15 protein-coding genes are annotated in these 17,833 nt (G+C 63.7%); 13 read left to right on the forward strand and 2 right to left on the reverse strand.

Features of this window, described 5'->3' with window-relative positions:
* Positions 1–41 precede the first annotated feature (41 nt).
* The 7 genes from HJC00_RS02490 to HJC00_RS02520 all read left to right on the forward strand — a co-directional run bounded on the left by HJC00_RS02490 (position 42) and on the right by HJC00_RS02520 (position 8,257).
* Entirely contained in the window at positions 42–1,544 is a 1,503-nt protein-coding gene (locus tag HJC00_RS02490; protein WP_210629353.1) for a UxaA family hydrolase, read from the forward strand.
* A 47-nt stretch (positions 1,545–1,591) separates the two neighbouring features.
* Positions 1,592–2,611, forward strand: a complete 1,020-nt coding sequence (locus HJC00_RS02495; protein WP_210629354.1) for an aldo/keto reductase — start codon at positions 1,592–1,594, stop codon at positions 2,609–2,611.
* A 10-nt stretch (positions 2,612–2,621) separates the two neighbouring features.
* Positions 2,622–3,068: an RbsD/FucU family protein gene (locus tag HJC00_RS02500; RefSeq protein WP_210629355.1), complete on the forward strand. Its 447-nt coding sequence runs from the start codon at positions 2,622–2,624 to the stop codon at positions 3,066–3,068.
* 208 nt (positions 3,069–3,276) lie between these two features.
* Entirely contained in the window at positions 3,277–4,266 is a 990-nt protein-coding gene (locus HJC00_RS02505; RefSeq protein ID WP_210629356.1) for an ABC transporter substrate-binding protein, read from the forward strand.
* Between the two features lie 103 nt (positions 4,267–4,369).
* On the forward strand, positions 4,370–5,923 hold the full coding sequence (locus HJC00_RS02510; RefSeq protein ID WP_210629357.1) for a sugar ABC transporter ATP-binding protein: 1,554 nt from the start codon (positions 4,370–4,372) through the stop codon (positions 5,921–5,923).
* 75 nt (positions 5,924–5,998) lie between these two features.
* Positions 5,999–6,973: an ABC transporter permease gene (locus HJC00_RS02515; protein WP_210629358.1), complete on the forward strand. Its 975-nt coding sequence runs from the start codon at positions 5,999–6,001 to the stop codon at positions 6,971–6,973.
* 264 nt (positions 6,974–7,237) lie between these two features.
* Positions 7,238–8,257 (forward strand): zinc-binding alcohol dehydrogenase family protein, encoded by a 1,020-nt coding sequence (locus tag HJC00_RS02520; RefSeq protein WP_210629359.1) that lies wholly within the window; start codon positions 7,238–7,240, stop codon positions 8,255–8,257.
* A 311-nt stretch (positions 8,258–8,568) separates the two neighbouring features.
* Here HJC00_RS02520 and HJC00_RS02525 read toward each other — a convergent pair whose 3' ends face one another.
* Both HJC00_RS02525 and HJC00_RS02530 read right to left on the reverse strand, forming a co-directional pair.
* Positions 8,569–9,294 carry a copper homeostasis protein CutC gene (locus HJC00_RS02525; protein ID WP_210629360.1) on the reverse strand — a complete coding sequence of 242 codons (726 nt, stop codon included), beginning with the start codon at positions 9,292–9,294 and terminating at the stop codon, positions 8,569–8,571.
* On the reverse strand, positions 9,291–10,529 hold the full coding sequence (locus HJC00_RS02530; RefSeq protein WP_221145865.1) for a LysR family transcriptional regulator: 1,239 nt from the start codon (positions 10,527–10,529) through the stop codon (positions 9,291–9,293). Before HJC00_RS02530 ends, HJC00_RS02525 begins: the two co-directional genes overlap by 4 nt.
* Before the next feature lie 412 nt (positions 10,530–10,941).
* Between HJC00_RS02530 and HJC00_RS02535 the strand changes: the two genes are divergently transcribed.
* The 6 genes from HJC00_RS02535 to HJC00_RS02560 all read left to right on the forward strand — a co-directional run bounded on the left by HJC00_RS02535 (position 10,942) and on the right by HJC00_RS02560 (position 17,736).
* On the forward strand, positions 10,942–11,850 hold the full coding sequence (locus HJC00_RS02535) for an ABC transporter substrate-binding protein (protein WP_210629362.1): 909 nt from the start codon (positions 10,942–10,944) through the stop codon (positions 11,848–11,850).
* 70 nt (positions 11,851–11,920) lie between these two features.
* A complete protein-coding gene (locus HJC00_RS02540; protein ID WP_221153841.1) occupies positions 11,921–13,087 on the forward strand; it encodes an ABC transporter permease in 1,167 nt (388 codons plus the stop codon).
* Entirely contained in the window at positions 13,084–14,028 is a 945-nt protein-coding gene (locus HJC00_RS02545) for an ABC transporter ATP-binding protein (RefSeq protein WP_221163592.1), read from the forward strand. The genes HJC00_RS02540 and HJC00_RS02545 overlap by 4 nt, the downstream gene beginning before the upstream one ends.
* A complete protein-coding gene (locus HJC00_RS02550) occupies positions 14,025–14,774 on the forward strand; it encodes an ABC transporter permease (protein ID WP_221163593.1) in 750 nt (249 codons plus the stop codon). Before HJC00_RS02545 ends, HJC00_RS02550 begins: the two co-directional genes overlap by 4 nt.
* A gap of 47 nt (positions 14,775–14,821) precedes the next feature.
* Entirely contained in the window at positions 14,822–15,217 is a 396-nt protein-coding gene (locus HJC00_RS02555; RefSeq protein ID WP_210629366.1) for a VOC family protein, read from the forward strand.
* Between the two features lie 65 nt (positions 15,218–15,282).
* Positions 15,283–17,736: a glycoside hydrolase family 2 protein gene (locus tag HJC00_RS02560; protein WP_221163594.1), complete on the forward strand. Its 2,454-nt coding sequence runs from the start codon at positions 15,283–15,285 to the stop codon at positions 17,734–17,736.
* The last annotated feature ends 97 nt before the right edge of the window (positions 17,737–17,833 follow it).

The raw sequence follows: 17,833 nt of genomic DNA on the forward strand, positions 1-17,833 counted from the left end.
CATTCGCCGATGCAGCGAGCGTTTCCTTCAGGGAGAAGAGATTGGACAAACAGCCTTGGATCATCCTGTCGGCCGGCGACAATGTCGCGGTCGCAACGGCCGCCATCGCCGAAGGTTCGACGGTTGCCGGCATTGCAGCCCGCCAGAAGATCGAGCCGGGCCACAAGGTGGCGATCGCGGATATTCCGCTGGGATCGGCCGTGGTGAAGTACGGGCAGGCGATCGGCCGCACCACCGCCGAGGTCAAGGCCGGTGACCATGTGCACAGCCATAATCTGCATTTTGAAAACGACCGTCTGGCCGCCACCGCCAATTCGGCGCCGGCAGAAGCAACCGCAGAGGACAAGGCGCGCACCTTCATGGGCTATCGCCGCGCCGATGGGCGGGCGGCGACGCGCAACTATATCGGCATCATCGCCAGCGTGAACTGTTCCACCACCGTCTGCCGGGCAATCGCCGACGAGGCGAACCGGACGATCCTGCCGCATTACGACGGCATCGACGGTTTCGTGCCGATCGTGCACGACCAGGGCTGCGGCATGAGCTCGACCGGCGACGGCATGAACGTGCTGCACCGCACACTTGCCGGCTATACCAGGCATGTCAATTTCGGCGGCGTGTTGATGATCGGCCTCGGCTGTGAGGTCAACCAGCTGACGCTTTACGGCCAGAGCGGTGCGGGCGCCTCGAAGCGCCACTTCAACATTCAGGATGCCGGCGGTTCGCGCCGCGCGGTCGAGCGCGCCATGGGCGTGCTGCGCGAGATCGCCGCCGATGTCGGCAGGGAGAAGCGCATGCCGATTTCGATCGGCGAGATCATCATCGGCCTGCAATGCGGCGGCTCGGATGGCTTTTCCGGCATCACCGCCAATCCGGCGCTCGGTGTCGCCGCCGATCTGCTGGCGGCGGCCGGCGGCACGGCGATCCTGTCGGAGACCTCGGAAATCTATGGCGCCGAACATCTGCTGCGCAGCCGCGCCGTCAGCGACGAGGTGGCGCGAAAACTCGACGAGAAAATCGCCTGGTGGGAAGATTACGTCGCGCTGCACGGCGCCTCGCTCGACAACAATCCGTCGCCCGGCAACAAGCGCGGCGGGCTCACCACCATCCTGGAAAAGTCGCTCGGCGCCGTCGCCAAGGGCGGCCGCTCGCCGCTGACGGCGGTCTATGGCTATGCCGAGCGGGTGACCGCGCCCGGCCTCGTCTTCATGGACACGCCCGGCTACGATCCGGTTTCAGCGACCGGACAGGTGGCGGGCGGGGCAAATATGATCGCCTTTACCACCGGCCGCGGCAGCTGCTTCGGCTGCCGGCCGGCGCCGTCGCTGAAGCTGTCCAGCAATTCGGCGCTCTATGCCTCGATGGAAGAGGACATGGACATCGATTGCGGCACGATCGCCACCGGCGACGCGACGATCAGCGGCAAGGGCCGCGAGATCTTCGATCTGATCGTCGACACGGCCTCCGGCAAGAAGACCAAGAGCGAGATCTTCGGTTACGGCGATAACGAATTCGTGCCTTGGCATCTCGGCGCTACGCTCTAGATTGCGATGCTAAGCTGTTGTTTTTAGGCAATTCCCGGGGGGGCATGATGAAGACGAGACGGATCGGCAAGACCGGGCTTGAGGTGACCGAGATCAGCTACGGTGCAGCTCCCCTGGGTGGTCTCTACCGCGACTGCCCGCGCGATCAGGCGATGGAGACGCTGCAGGCAGCCTGGGACAGCGGCATCCGCTATTTCGATGTCGCTCCCTGGTACGGCCTCGGCCTTGCGGAACGGCGCGTTGGCGATTTCCTGCGCGATCAGCCGGATGGCGCCTATGTGCTTTCCACCAAGGTCGGCCGGCTGCTGAGGCCGGTGCCGACGGGTACCGTTCCCGACTATAGCTATGTCAATCCGCTCTCCTTCGACGCCGATTACGACTATTCCTATGACGGCATCATGCGCTCGGTCGAGTTCAGCTATGCGCGCCTCGGCCTCAACCGCATCGACATTCTCTACGTGCATGATATCGGCGTCTATACGCATGGCGCGGCGAAGAACGCGGTCTACCAGAAGCAGCTTCTCGATTCCGGCATCAAGGCGCTGGACGCGCTCAAGTCATCGGGCGCCATCTCTGCCTTCGGCCTCGGCGTCAACGAGGTGCCGGTCTGCCTCGACGTCATGCGCCATGCCGATCTCGACTGCATCCTGCTTGCCGGCCGTTATACGCTGCTCGACCGTTCGGCGGTCGCCGAACTTCTGCCGCTCTGCCGGCAGAAGGGCACATCGCTCGTCGTCGGCGGCGTCTTCAACTCCGGCATCCTCGCTACAGGCCCGGTGCCGGGCTCACATTTCGACTATATGCCGGCCGATGCGGACGTTCTTGCCAAGGTCGGCGCCATGGAGGCAATCGCCAAGCGTCACGGCGTGCCGCTCGCGGCCGCCGCCATGCAATTTCCACTGCGCGACCCGATCGTCGCCTCGGTGCTGATCGGCACGGCAAAACCGTCGAGCCTGACGCGCAACATGGAGACAGTCGAGCCGCCGCTAGCCGACGAGATCTACGACGAATTCGAACCCTATACGCTCACTGCGCCGCCGCTCGGCGCCGAAGCGGTCCGGGTCTGAGGGAGACAACATGCTGAGAGGTATTCATCCGCTGCTCGGGCCCGATCTGCTTCATGCGCTGAAGACGATGGGGCATGGCGACGACATCGTCATCGCAGACGCCAATTTCCCCGCGGGCTCGATGGGCCCACCGGTCATCCGCGCCGACGGCGTCAGCGCCACCGCGATGGCCGAGGCGATCCTGACACATATGCCGCTCGACACTTTCGTACCCGAGACTGCCTGGCGGATGGAGGTAGTCGGCGACCCGCAGGCCGTGCCCGAGGTCTGCGCCGAATTTCAGGAAATCGTCGCCCAGCGCGCCGGCGAGTTTTCGATCGTGCCGGTGGAGCGTTTCGCCTTTTATGCGATGGCGCGCAAGGCCGCCTATATCGTGGCGACAACCGAATTCCGGCTGTATGGCAACCTGATTTTGAAAAAGGGCGTCGTGCATCCGCACGAGGTCGATTTCACCTGATAGCTATTTTAGGTTATCGCAGTATTGGAATAAAATCAGATGCTTGGAAGGAGTTTTCCGTAGCAAAAAAGCTGGATTGACGCCCTTGCAATTTGATTGCGCCTCGGCTAGCTTCTGTCTGCAAATGTTTTTTATCGATAAAAACCCTCCGCCAGCGTTCAGCGGTCCGGTTTATTGGAGGAGAACGCATCCTGAGAGGAGAACTTTTATGAGCATCGTGAAATCCCTGCTGTCCCGCCGCGCCTTTACCGCGCTCGCGGGTGCCGCCGTCATCGCCACAGCGATGCCGGTCACGTCCTTTGCCGCCGACGTGACGATCCCGATCATCGTCAAGGACACGACGTCCTTCTACTGGCAGATCGTTCTGGCCGGCGCCCGCAAGGCCGGCAAGGATCTCGGCGTCAACGTGCCGGAACTCGGCGCCCAGGCAGAATCCGACATCAACGGCCAGATCAGCATTCTGGAGAATGCCGTTGCCGGCAAGCCGGCCGCCATCGTCATCTCGCCGACCGAATTCAAGGCGCTCGGCAAGCCGATCGACGAAGCCGCCAAGTCGGTTCCGATCATCGGCATCGACTCCGGTGCCGACTCCAAGGCGTTCAGCTCGTTCCTGACGACCGACAACGTCCAGGGCGGCCGCATCGCCGCCGACGGTCTTGCCGCCGCCATCAAGGAGATGACCGGCAAGGAAGAAGGCGACATCGTCATCCTGACCAATCTTCCCGGCGTCGGCTCACTGGAACAGCGCCGCGAAGGCTTCCTCGATCAGATCAAGACCAAGCATCCGGGTCTGAAGGTCATCGCCGACAAGTATGGTGACGGCCAAGCAACCACCGGCCTCAACATGATGACCGACCTGATCACGGCCAACCCGAAGCTCGTCGGCGTCTTTGCCTCGAACCTAATCCTCGCTCAGGGCGTCGGCCAGGCGATCGCCGAAAACAAGCTCGGCGACAAGATCAAGGTCATCGGCTTCGACAGTGACGACAAGACGGTCGGTTTCCTCAAGGACGGTGCGATTGCCGGCCTCGTCGTTCAGGACCCCTATCGCATGGGCTATGACGGCATCAAGACCGCGCTTGCCGTCTCCAAGGGCGAAAAGGTTCCTGAGAATGTCGACACCGGCGCAAACCTCGTCACCAAGGCGAACATGGCCGATCCGAAGATCGACGCGCTCCTGAACCCGAAGATCAAGTAAGACGACAGACGGGCCGCGCCGGCTCAAAAACCGGCGCGGCCTTTTCCATCCATGGTATGGTTCAGCAGGGATGGAGCAGACGCGACAAGAGGAGGAGAGGTCCATGATCGGACTGGAAGAGGTCAGTCATCGCCACGATGACAGCGCCACGCTGAAAGAAGCCAATCGCATTCCCGCCGGATCGCCTATCCTCGAACTCAAGGGCCTGCAGAAGAATTACGGTCATGTGCAGGCGCTGAAACCGGCGACGCTGACCTTCCTGGCCGGAGAGATCCACGCCATCGTCGGCGAAAACGGCGCCGGCAAATCCACCCTGATCAAATTGCTCACCGGCGTCATCACCCGCACGGCCGGCGAGGTGCTGTGGTGCGGCCATCCCGTCGGGCTGTCGACGCCGAACGAGGCGATCGCCCGCGGCATCAATGCCGTCCACCAGGAAGTGGTGCTCTGCCCGCACCTGACGGTCGCCGCCAACCTCTTCCTCGGCGACGAGGTCAACCGCTATGGCCTGATGCGCAAGAAGCAGATGGAAAAGATGGCGCAGGCGGTACTCGACGATCTTGGCTTCGGCCTGCCGGCCGGCGCGCTTCTAAGTTCGCTGACGATCGGCCAGCAGCAGCTGGTGGCAACGGCGCGCGCGGCGATGCGCGGCACGCAATTCCTGATCTTCGACGAACCCACCGCCTATCTGACACGCCAGGAATCGGCGCAGCTGTTCAAGCTGATCCGCCGCCTGCAGGGCGAAGGCGTGACCATCGTCTATATCAGCCACCGCATGGAGGAGGTCTTCGAACTGGCCGACCGGGTCTCGGTGCTGCGCGACGGCACGCATGTCGGCACGCGGCTGATCGGCGAGACCAATGATGCCGAGCTGATCGCTTTGATGATCAACCGCTCGATCGAGCAGATCTACCACAAGGAAGAGATCGCCTTCGGCGAGACAATCGTCGAGGTCAAAGGGCTTTCGGGTCCGGGCTTCGAGGACGTGTCGCTCAGCGTCAAATCAGGACAGATCGTCGGCCTCTATGGCCTGATCGGCGCCGGACGCAGCGAATTCGCGCTGGGCCTTTATGGGCGCCAGCCGAAAAGCGCCGGCGAAATCCACTGGATGGGCAAGCGCGTCGACATCCGGAACGAACGCACGGCCATGGAGCTCGGCATTGCGCTGGCGCCGGAAAGCCGGCGCGACCAGGGGCTCTGCCTCAATCAGTCGATCGGCCTCAATATCAACCTGCCGGTCTTCGGGCGCCTCAGCCACGGGCCGGTCATCAACCATGCGCGGGAATCGGCGAATGCCGACAATCAGATCCGCAATCTCAGCATCAAGACGCCGAGCCGGCGCGTTCCGGCCTCCAGCATGTCGGGCGGTAACCAGCAGAAGATCGTCATCGGCAAGTGGCTGAGCCACGGCGCCAGGCTGTTCATCTTCGACGAACCAACCGTCGGCGTCGACGTCGGCACCAAGGCGGAAATCTACCGGCTGTTCGCCAAGCTTCTGAAGGAGGGGGCGGGCATCATCCTGATCTCCTCCTATCTGCCAGAGGTCTACGAACTGGCCGACCGGCTGCACGTCTTCCGCGGCGGCAGGATCGTCGCCAGCCATGATTTCCACGCGGCGACGCATGAAGAAGTGCTCAGCGAAGCGATCGGCGTCTGAGCACGAGACAACAAAGAGATAGAGCATTTCCGCGGTTCGGAGAAAAACGGAAAGGCTCTAAGAGGGAGAAAATTCATGACTGCCACCCCCACCGAAATCGTCGCGCCGCCGCCGCGCCGGAAAATGAATATCCTGTTCGGCCTGACGCTGATCGGGCTCTTGATCTTCCTCTGGGTCGTGCTCGGCTTCGTCACCGCCAGCTTCTGGACGCCGCTCAACATCTCGAACCTGCTGCGTCAGGGGGCGATGACGGCGATTCTGGCGCTCGGCCAGACCTTCGTCATTATCACCGCCGGCATCGACCTGTCGGTCGGCGCCATCGTCGGCTTCTGCACGGTCATCATCGCCTGGCTGCTGCAGGCCGGCGTGCCGCTCTGGGCGGCGATCGTGCTGACGCTCGCCATCGGTGTGGCGATCGGCGCCTTCCACGGCTTCGGCATCGTCCATATGGGCCTGCCGCCGTTCATCATCACGCTGGCAACGCTGACATCGCTGCGCGGCATCGGCCTGCTGATCACCAACGGTTCGACGATCAGCATCACCGACGAGAGCTTCAGCAATTTCGCCCGTGCCGATTTCCTCGGCATTCCCAGTCTGTTCTGGATGGTCATCCTGGTGGCGGTGCCTTCCTTCGTCTTCCTGCATCTCAGCCGCTGGGGCCGCTATCTCTTCGCGGTCGGCTCGAATGCGGAAGCCGCGCGCCTTTCCGGCGTCAACGTCAAGGGCATGATCTATCTCGCCTATATCCTCTCGGCCGGCTTTGCCGCCTTCGTCGGCGTGCTGCTCGCCTCGCGCATCGCGATCGGCAATGCGACGCAAGCCGACGGCTGGGAACTGCAGGCGATCGCATCCTCGGTCATCGGCGGCACCAGCCTGTTCGGCGCGGTCGGCTCCGTGCACGGCCCGCTGATCGGCGCCTTCATTCTCGCCACCATCAACAACGGCGCCAACCTTCTGAACGTCAACTCCTTCTGGCAGCGCATCATCACCGGACTGCTGATCATCGTGATCGTGTTCTTCGACCAGTTGCGCCGCCGCAAGAGCAGCTGAGCAGCGAGAGAGAGCGGCCTGCCCCTCATCCGGCTGCCGCCACCTTCTCCCCGCTCGCGGGGAGAAGGGACCAGGCCGCAACCTCTCGGTCCCTCGCCAATGTCTCGCTGGGCACGTCCCCTCGCCCCGCAAGCGGGGGTCCGCAGGACGGGTCGAGACGAGTGGCTCGACCCTGGTAAGGCTAGGGTGAGGGGCAGCTATCCGCCCGAACCGAACAGCAGTTGGCACGACACAGAGTAAAGAACGAAGAATGCGAGACCCGTCATGAAAGCAGTTGTTTGCCGCGAACCCGGCGTGCTCGACATCGTCGAACGCCCATCACCTTCCGCACCGGCGCCCGGATGGGTGCGGCTGGCCGTCAGCCATGTCGGCATCTGCGGCACGGATTATCACATCTACGAGGGCAAGCACCCTTTCCTCGAATATCCCCGGGTGATGGGGCATGAGATCTCGGCGACGGTGATCGAGGCCGGCGACGGCGTGGCGCTTACGGCCGGCACGCCTGTCATCGTCAACCCCTATCTCTCCTGCGGTCAATGTGTCGCCTGCATCAAGGGCAAGCCGAACTGCTGCACCAACATCAAGGTCCTCGGCGTCCATACCGATGGCGCCTTCTGCGAGGAGATCTCCGTTCCGGCAGGCAATCTCTATCCCGCCAAGGGCCTCAGCCTCGAAGCGGCGGCGACGACGGAATTTCTGGCGATCGGCGCCCATGCGGTGCGCCGCTCGCTCGCCGGCGCCGGCGCGCGCTCGCTCGTCATCGGCGCCGGGCCGATCGGGCTCGGCGCTGCGATCTTCTCGCGCATCGCCGGCCATGACGTGACGCTGCTCGATACCAGCGCCGAACGGCTGCAGATGGCCGCCGAACGCTTCGGCTTCACCTCCGGCATCGTCGCCAACGAGGCGACGGCCGAGGCCGTCAAGGAAAAGACCAATGGCGACGGCTTCGACGTGGTCTTCGACGCCACAGGTTACGGCCCGTCGATGGAGAAAGCCTTCTCCTTCGTCGCCCACGGCGGCGCGCTGGTGCTGGTCAGCGTCGTCAAGGACGACATCCGCTTCTCCGATCCGGAGTTCCACAAGCGCGAGATGATGCTGATCGGTAGCCGCAATGCCACTCGCGCCGATTTCGAGCACGTGGCGGATTCGATCGCCAAAGGGCTGGTGCCGGTCGACAAGCTGATCACCCACCGCACGACACTCGCCGACGCGCCGCGCGATGTGGCCCGCTGGGCGCATGAGAAGAGCGGGCTGATCAAGGCGGTGATCAGGGTTGGTGGGTAGGTAGGACGTGTATCATGCGCGCGGAGTGCTGCGCGTGGATACTCGGGTCAAGCCCGAGTAGGACGGAGTATGAGGAGGCGGCTGCAGCGAGAGGCGGGACGTCCGGAGGAATTCCAGCAAAATGCGAGCGGTTTTGGGTGGAACTCGCCTAGGCAAACACGGTAACTGCAAAAGCCACTGGGTTTGCGGTACCTGCCGCACAGGCTCCCCCACTCTCCATCGTGCTCGGGCTTGACCCGAGGACCCATGGCCGCAGGCGCTCCATTCGCGTTCCAAACTGCAACCGTTTGTCGTCAACAGTGCAGAAACCGCTAACACACCGCCGCAATCGCCCTGCTCATCTCCCTAACCGCCGCGGCATCCGTCCGGTTCGCACTTTTCGCCTCGAAACCAAAAGCCACCGCACGCGGATCGCGGCTTTCGACCGGCGAGCTGCAGGAGCCGTGGACCTCTCGGGCTCCGGTCGCACGGAGAATTTCGCCGACATTGGCAGGGCGGACGCCGCTGCCAGGCATGATCGAGATGCGGCCGGCCGCTTTCTCTGAAAGACGCTTCAGCGTATCGAGGCCGTCGGCCGCCTTCGGCGCGCAGCCGGAGGTCAGGATGCGCTCAACGCCGAGTTCGATCGCCTGTTCCAGCGCCTGATCGGCATCCGGCACCAGGTCGAAAGCGCGGTGCAGCGTCGAGCCTAGGCCGGCGGCATGCGCCTTCAGACGGTGGAGCAGCGGCAGGTCGAGCGTGCCGTCCGGGCGGTTGGCGCCGATGACGACGCCGGCGAGGCCGGCTGCGCGCACCGCGTCGATATCGAGCATCATCGCCTCCTCGTCGACGCTATCGAAAATGAAGGGGCCGGCGTGCGGGCGGATCATGGCATAGACCGGAATCGGCGCCCGGGCGGCGATCCGCATCAGGCTCGGCAGCGGCGTCAGACCGCCGAGCTCCAGCGCCGAGCACAGCTCGATGCGGCCGGCGCCGCCTTCGATTGCGGCGGCAAGGCCCGCGGCGCTGTCGACGCAGACTTCCAGTAAAATCGTCACGCTGCCGTCTCCCTGGCCCCGTCGACCTGCTTTGTGATGGGCGCGGCAGATTCCGAGGTGATTTTGGCGGCCGCCGCGATGATCATCTCGCAGGCATCGGCAGCGGCTTTTCGATGGTTGAAGGCGACGTGATAGGACATCGGCAGATGCTCGTCGAGATCGACGATGCGCACCTTGTCGGCGATCGGCATGGCGCTGACACGGCCGAGGAAGGAGACGTAGCCGTGATTGGCGACGAGATCGACGATGACAGGCAGCGAATCCGCCGCGGTGATATCCCGGCTGCGCAAGCGCCGGTCGGGTGCGCTCGCTTCGCTGAAGGCCATGGCGGCGTGGCCGAGACCGGTGCGCGGGCTCGGCGTGCAGATCGCATGCGCGGCGACGAGTTCGGCGACTGTGGTTTGGGTGCTTTGCGGCGGCGCGATCGCCACCATGTCGGTCTGCAGCAATTCGCGATGCCGGAAATGTTCCAGGCCGAAGACCGAATCCAGGACGGCGACGTCGATGCGGCCGCTCTTCAGCGCCTCGCGCAGGTCGTCGGCGGTCATCGAGACCAGCGAAATCGCGTTGTTGCTGCGGCGCGCATTCCATTCGGAGACCAGCAGGCCCAGGCAGCGCGCCACCCAGCTTTCCGATCCCGTCGGGATGATCGAGCCGATGCGCAGCGACCGCGCGGTGCGGCGGTAGCGCTCGTCGGCGGCCGATTTCAGATCGTTCCATGCCTGGCTGATCGCCATGAAGATCTGGTAGGCGCGCCTGCCCTCCTCCGTCAGCACCGAGCCCTGCGCCTGCCGCTCGAACAGGCGGCGGCCGAGAAATCGCTCCAAATTGGCGAGCTGCAGCGAAAGCTGCGGTTGCCCCAAGTGAAGGCGGCGGGCAGCGCGGTTGATGCTGCCCTGGTCGGCCACCTCGAGAAAGCGCTCGATCGCAACCACCTTGACGGGGATGCGCGACGCCCAGGCCTCGGCCGTCCCGCTGGCGTCGTGGCCTGCAAATTTGCCGAGTTCGCCGATCGCGACGGTAATCGGCTGCAGGCCTTCGAGCAACCCGCCGGCGGCGATCAGCATCACCAGTTCGCCGGAAGCGCGTTCCGTCAGTTTCATCGCCAGTTCGGTCTCGGCATTACGGATTGCCGCAGACACGGTGGACGGCGACAGCTGGAAGCGGCGCGCGGTCTCGCGGACTGAACCTGAGGTCAGGACGTGGTGCGTTATGAACAGGGCGCCGAGATGCAAAAGGCGGGCTCCGGAAAGCGCTGGAAGAACCGGACGATATGACGTGTTCGCGAAAAAAGATATCCCTGCCCCGGGAGAGCGGGGCTATCGTCACCTTCATAACAAGCCGGGCGGCGGAATTCCCGCAAACGAGCACCGGACCATCGTGGGAACACGCAAGGGGACAAAAACAAATCGCGCCGGCCTTGGAAAAGGGAATGCATTTCCGCGCGCGGAAAGAGGTTCGCCGTCATAATCGTCGGCGCGACCGCAAATACTGGAGGGGGCTTGCATCGATTTTTCGGGCGGGCACGCTATTTCCATGACGCACGCAATTCGGATGATGGCGGCCTTACCGCCTTCGCCGGCGGATTTCCTGCGCGCAAGCCTTGCCGGCTTGGGCCTCATCACGGTGTTTAAAAGGGGATATTCAATGCTGAAGAAACTCGCACTTGCCGTTTCGCTCTCCGCCTTCGCAGCGGGCGCGGTTCAGGCCGCCGACGTCGTCGTCTCGTCGAAGATCGACACGGAAGGCACGCTGCTCGGCAACGTCATCGCACTGGCGCTCGAAGCCAACGGCATCAAGACGCAGGACCGTATCGCACTCGGCGCCACACCGGTGGTGCGCAAGGCGATCACCGCAGGCGAAATCGACATCTACCCAGAATATACCGGCAATGCCGGCTTCTTCTTCAACAAGGCCGATGACGCCGCCTGGAAGAACATCGACCAGGGTTACGAGCTGGCGAAGAAGCTCGACTACGAGGCCAACAAGATCGTCTGGCTGACGCCGTCGCCGGCTAATAACACCTGGGCGCTCGCCGTGCGCAATGACGTCGCCCAGCCGAACAAGCTGAAGAGCCTGACTGACTTCGGCAAATGGGTCGCCGGCGGCGGCGCTGCCAAGCTTGCGGCTTCCGCCGAATTCGTCAATTCGGCCGGCGCGCTGCCCGCCTTTCAGACCACCTATGGCTTCCAGCTGAAGCCCGACCAGATGGTCGTTCTTTCCGGCGGCGATACCGCGGCGACGATCAAGGCGGCCGCCGACCAGACGAACGGCGTCAACACCGCGATGGTCTACGGCACCGACGGCGCGATCGAAGCGGCCGAGCTCACCGTTCTCGAAGACGACAAGAACGTGCAGCAGGTCTATGCGCCGACCCCGATCATCCGCGAAGAGGTGCTGAAGGCCAATCCGAAGATCGAGGAAATCCTCTCGCCGATCTTCAAGAGCCTGAGCGCCGACGAGTTGCGCAAGCTCAATGCCAAGATCCAGGTGGACGGCGAGCCGGCAAAGTCTGTTGCCGAAGCCTATCTCAAGGAAAAAGGCTTCCTGAAGTAATCATTGCCGCTCCGCCCCGTCGCGGGCGGAGCCTCCCTGACGACAGGGTCGGCCAGACAGGGTTGGATTGATGGAAGAAAGCTCAACGGTCCGCAGGCTGGATCGGCTCGGCGTGGTTCTGGTGGCGGGCGGCATTGCGGCGACGGCACTGATGCCCTTCATCTACGTCAAGGCGAACCGCATCGCCGCCGGCAAGCCGATGCTGCTGACGCAGCTTCTTCCCCAGCCCTCCGTCATCATCCTGACCGCCCTTCTCGTCCTGACCGCCCTCGCCACCTTGTTTCTCCGAAATGCCATGGCGCGGCTCGTCATTGCCACCCTTTGCCTTGCCGCACTGATCGCTGCGATCGGCCTGGTCTCGACCGCGGCGACGCCGCCCGGCAGCACGGTGGCGCGCATGACGCCCGGCGGCGGCTTCTGGGTGCTGTTCGCGGTGATCGGGCTCATCATATCGGACGCGCTGGTCAAGATCCGGCTGGCGCCCTGGATGCGGGTGGCAGCGCTTGGCGTCTACGCGGCGCTGCTCTTCGCCTTTCTCGCCTCCGGCCTGCTGGACAGCCTCTCGATCATGAAGGAATTCTCGACGCGGTCGGCACAGTTCGAGACCGAGGCATTCTCACATCTGCTGCTGGCGCTCGGCTCGCTCGTTATCGCCATCACTCTCGGCCTGCCGCTCGGCATTCTGTGCTTCTGGGTGCCGAAGCTCAGGGCCGTCGTGCTGCAGGGCCTAAGCCTGATCCAGACGATCCCGAGCCTGGCGCTCTTCGGCCTGTTGATGCTGCCGCTCGGCTATCTCGCCACCCATGTGCCGCTTGCTGCTGCCATCGGCATTCGCGGCATTGGCACGGCGCCTGCCTTGATTGCACTCGTGCTCTATTCGCTGCTGCCGATCGTCGCCAATACCGTCGTCGGCCTGCAGGGCGTCGACCCCTCGGTGCGCGATGCCGCCGCCGGCATGGGGCTGACGCGCCGGCAGATCCTCTTTGGCATCGACATGCCGCTTGCCTTTCCGGTCATCCTCACCGGCATCCGCATCGTACTGGTGCAGGCAATCGGCATGGTGACGATTGCCGCGCTGATCGGCGGCGGCGGTTTCGGCATCTTCATCTTCCAGGGGCTCGGCCAGACGGCGATGGACCTCGTCCTGCTCGGCGCCGTGCCGACCGTCTTCTTCGCCTTCTCATCGGCCGTCATCCTCGATGCGGTCATCGACAGCATCCGGGGACCTGCCGCATGAGCACGATCGAGATCAGGAACGTCACCAAACGCTATGGTGCTGCCACCGTCGTCGACAAGGTCTCGATGAACGTCGAAAAGGGCGAGATCACTGTCATCGTCGGCACGTCGGGCTCGGGCAAATCGACGCTGATGCGGATGATCAACCGGCTGGTGCCGATCAGCGAGGGCCAGATCTTCGTCAACGGCCAGAATGTGATGGATGTCGAGGTGACCGAGCTCCGCCGCCGGATCGGTTATGCGATCCAGGGGCACGGACTGTTTCCGCACCGGACCGTGGCGCAGAATATCGCCACAGTGCCGCAGCTGCTCGAATGGGATTCCAGGCGCATAGCCGCCCGCGTCGAGGAACTGCTCGGGCTTTTCAACCTCGATCCGGCCGAGTTCGCCGAGAAATATCCGCATCAGCTTTCCGGCGGCCAGCAGCAGCGCGTCGGCGTCGCCCGCGCCCTCGCCGCCGAACCGGAACTGCTGTTGATGGACGAGCCCTTCGGTGCGCTCGATCCCGTCATCCGCGGAAAGGCGCAGGATGATCTCCTGGCGATCCAGAAGCAGTTCGGCACGACCGTCATCCTCGTCACCCACGACATGGACGAGGCCTTTCATCTCGGCAACCAGATCGCCGTGATGAGCCAGGGGCGACTGTTGCAATGCTCGACTCCGGAAAAGATCCTCACCGAACCGGCCGATCCCTTCGTGCAGCAACTGACCGGCACCTCCGACCGGGCGCTGAAGCTGATGTCGCTGCTGCCGCTGAAGGAGAGCATGGAGCCGGCCAAGAGCGGCCTCGCCTATGCCCTGCCGCAGTCGCTCAGCCTTCGCGATGCGCTCGCCGAAATGATCTGGCAGGGGGTCGACGAGGCGGCGGTGCAGGATGGCGAAAAGGCGCCGGTGGGATCGATCTCGATGACAAGGCTGCTCGAACTGGGCCGCAAGGCATGAAACTCGTCGTCGCCAATCTCTTCCGGCTGACCGCACTCGGCTTGCTGCTGATCCTGCTTTTCAGGACCCAGTGGCTTTCCTTCCTGTTGACGCCGCTGACCAGCAACAATGCGCCCGCTGTCTATACGCAGAACAGCCTTGTCTCGCTGGCGCTCGGACATCTGCAACTGGTGATCGGATCGATCGTCTGCAGCGCCGTGCTCGCCGTTGCCGGCGGCATCTTCGTGACGCGGGAAAGCGGCGCGGATTTCCTGCCGCTGTCGCGCGCCATCGCCAATGCCGGCCAGACCTTCCCGCCGGTCGCCGTTCTGGCGCTCGCCGTGCCCGCCACCGGCTTCGGCGCCATGCCAACGCTGATCGCGCTCTTCCTCTACGGCCTGCTGCCGATCTTCGAAAACACCGTCGCCGGCCTGAAGCAGGTGTCGCCGCAGGTGCTCGACGCGGCCGACGGCATGGGCATGAACGGCACGCAGCGGCTCACGCGCGTCGAGCTGCCGCTTGCGCTGCCGCTGATCCTCGAAGGGCTGAAGGTCGCGACCGTGATCAATATCGGCACGGCGACCATCGGCTCGACGGTTGCCGCCAAGGGTCTCGGCGAGGTGATCATCGCCGGGCTGATATCGGACAATACCGCCTTCATCCTGCAGGGCGGGCTGATCGTCGGGCTGATGGCGGTACTGATCTATGACGCCATGGGCCTCGTCGAAGCGGCGATCACGCGAAGAATCGGCTTGCGCCCGGTGTAAGAGGACCGCTACCAAGGCTGCGGTGATCGATTGAACGGGAGGCCGCCTTGGCGAAGATGATCCACTCCATGATCCGCGTTCTCGACGAGGCGCGCTCGGTCGAGTTCTACGGCAAGGCCTTCGGTCTCTCGGTTGCCGACCGTGTCGATTTCGACACCTTCACGCTGATCTATCTGAGCAATGCCGAGACCGGCTTCGAGCTGGAGCTGACCGTCAACAAGGGCCGCACCGAACCCTATGATCTCGGCAAAGGCTATGGCCATCTCGCCGTCTCGGTCGAAGAAGTCGCCGTCGAGCGCGAGCGCATGGTGAAACTGGGGCTCAAGCCGGGCGAGCTGGTGGAGCTCAACCGCGACGGCAAGTTGTTCGGCCTGTTCTTCTTCGTCAGCGATCCCGACGGCTACAAGATCGAAGTGCTGCAGCGCCACGGCCGGTTTCTCTGACGGCGCGCGATCTTCCGATCCAACCATAATCCCACAGCTTCGAGCGGCATAACCAGGAGCCCGCCATGATCGAGAAAACCGCGCTCAATTCCGGCTGGACGCTCACCTGCAACGATACAGGAAGACCCGACCTGCCGGATGCGATGCCGGCGACGGTGCCGGGATGCGTCCATACCGACCTTCTCGCCAGCCGGCTGATCCCCGATCCCTATATCGATGTCAACGAGATCACCAATGACTGGATCGGCAGGGCGGACTGGACCTATCGCTGCCGCTTCGAGGCAACGCCCGACGATGGCAGAGTGCAGGAACTCGTCTTCGACGGGCTGGATACGATCGCGGTCATCAGCCTCAACGGCGAAGAGATCGGCCGGACATTCAACATGCACCGCACCTACCGTTTCGATGTTTCAGGTCTGCTGAAGACTGGCGCCAACGAACTCTCCGTCACCTTCCGCTCCGCCTACGCCTATGGCGCTGAGATGGAAAAACATTACGGCTACCGGCCCAACAACTATCCGGGGCCGGGCAATCTGATGCGCAAGATGGCCTGCAATTTCGGCTGGGACTGGGGGCCGACGCTGGTGACGGCGGGCATCTGGAAGCCGGTGAGGCTGGAGAGCTGGGATGGGGCGCGGCTCGCCGAGACACGGGCGTCGGCCACGCTTGCCGGCGGCGACGGGCTGGTGACGGTGCATGCAAGACTGGCGCGCCACAGCAATTCCAGGCCGTTCCGGCTGGTCGCCGAGATCGGCGATGTGACGACGTCGGTTACGATCGCCGCCAGCGAAGACGAGGTTTCGTTCGAGATCACGCTGCCCTCGCCGCAGCTCTGGTGGCCACATCATCTCGGCGCCCAGCCGCTCTATCCGCTGACGCTTACGCTGATCGATGAGGCCAGCGGCGATCGGCTCGACAGCTTTGAGCGCGAGCTCGGTTTCCGTTCGCTCAGGCTCGATACCGCTGCAGATGCGTACGGTTCGGCCTTCACCTTCGTCATCAATGACGTGCCGTTGTTCATCGCCGGCGCCAACTGGATCCCCGACGATTGTTTTCCCTCGCGGGTGACGCGCGAGCGTTATGCTGCCCGGATCGAAGAGGCGAGGAGCGCCAATATTCATATGCTGCGCGTCTGGGGCGGCGGCATCTTCGAGCGCGACGAATTCTACGAAGCCTGCGACCGCATGGGCATGCTGGTCTGGCAGGATTTCCTCTTTGCCTGCGCCGCCTATCCGGAGGAGGAGCCGCTTCGAAGCGAGGTCGAGGCGGAGGTGCGCGACAATGTCGTGCGGCTGATGCCGCATGCTTCGCTGGTCCTCTGGAACGGCAATAACGAGAATATCTGGGGTTTCGACGAATGGGGCTGGCGGCCGATCGTCAAGGCGGGCGAGAGCTGGGGGCTCGGCTATTATCTCGACCTGCTGCCGAAGCTCTGCGACGAACTCGATCCCCGCCGGCCCTATTATCCCGGCAGCCCCTATTCCGGCTCGATGGAGATCGAGCCGAATGCCGACGGACATGGCTGCAAACATATCTGGGACGTCTGGAACGATGTCGGCTACGAGGTCTACCGCAACTACATCCCGCGTTTTTGCTCCGAATTCGGCTGGCAGGCGCCGGCCAATTGGGCGACGATCGAAGAGAGCGTCCACGATCAGCCGCTGACGCCGCAATCGAACGGCGTCTTCCACCACCAGAAGGCGACGCAGGGCAATGACAAGCTGATCCGCGGGTTGGCCGGCCATCTGCCGGTGCCAAGGACGATGGACGACTGGCACTTCGCCACCCAGCTCAACCAGGCGCGCGCCATCCGCTTCGGCATCGAGCACATGCGCTCGCACCGGGCAATCTGCAAGGGCGCGGTGGTCTGGCAGTTCAACGACTGCTGGCCGGTAACCTCCTGGGCCGCCCTCGATTCGGCCGGACGCCGCAAGCCGCTCTGGTATGCGCTGAAGGCGGCCTATGACCCGCGCCTGCTAACGATCCAGCGGCGCGACGGCGGACTGGCAGCGGTGGCGATCAACGAGAGGACGCTGTTCTGGCGAGCCAAGATCAGCGGCAAACGCCTGAGGCTCGATGGCAGCGTGCTTGCGGAATTCGAATTCTGGCGGCTGCTCTGCGACCGCTTCGAGGCCAGGGAGTTTCCGCTGCCCGAGGAGGTCGTCAGGCCGGATTTACCGAAGGACGAGGTCGTTGTCGTCGACATGCTCGACCGGCGAGCGTTTCACTATTTCGTCGAGGATATCGACCTTGCCCTGCCGGCGCCGCGGCTGAGCGTCGATGTGACTGCGATAGAGGATGGTTACGCGGTCAAGGTGAAGGCCGAGAATTTTCTCAAGGATCTCTGCCTGATGACGGATCGGCTGGATCCGGACGCGGTCGTCGATTCGATGCTGGTGACGCTGCTGCCGGGGGAGAGCCATGTGTTTGACGTGAGGACGGCGAAGGTGATTGAGGCTGATGACATTGCTATCGGCACGGTGCTGCGATCGGCCAATGATCTACTCGCGGGTCGGTGAAAGCCCCTCATCCGTCCCCTCGCCCCGTTTTTACGGGGAGAGGGTTAGGGTGAGCGCCGACCCTGGCACAGGGGGCGTGGCGACGGTCACCACACAC

This window comes from Rhizobium sp. NLR22b (assembly GCF_019685295.1).
Lineage (GTDB): Bacteria > Pseudomonadota > Alphaproteobacteria > Rhizobiales > Rhizobiaceae > Rhizobium.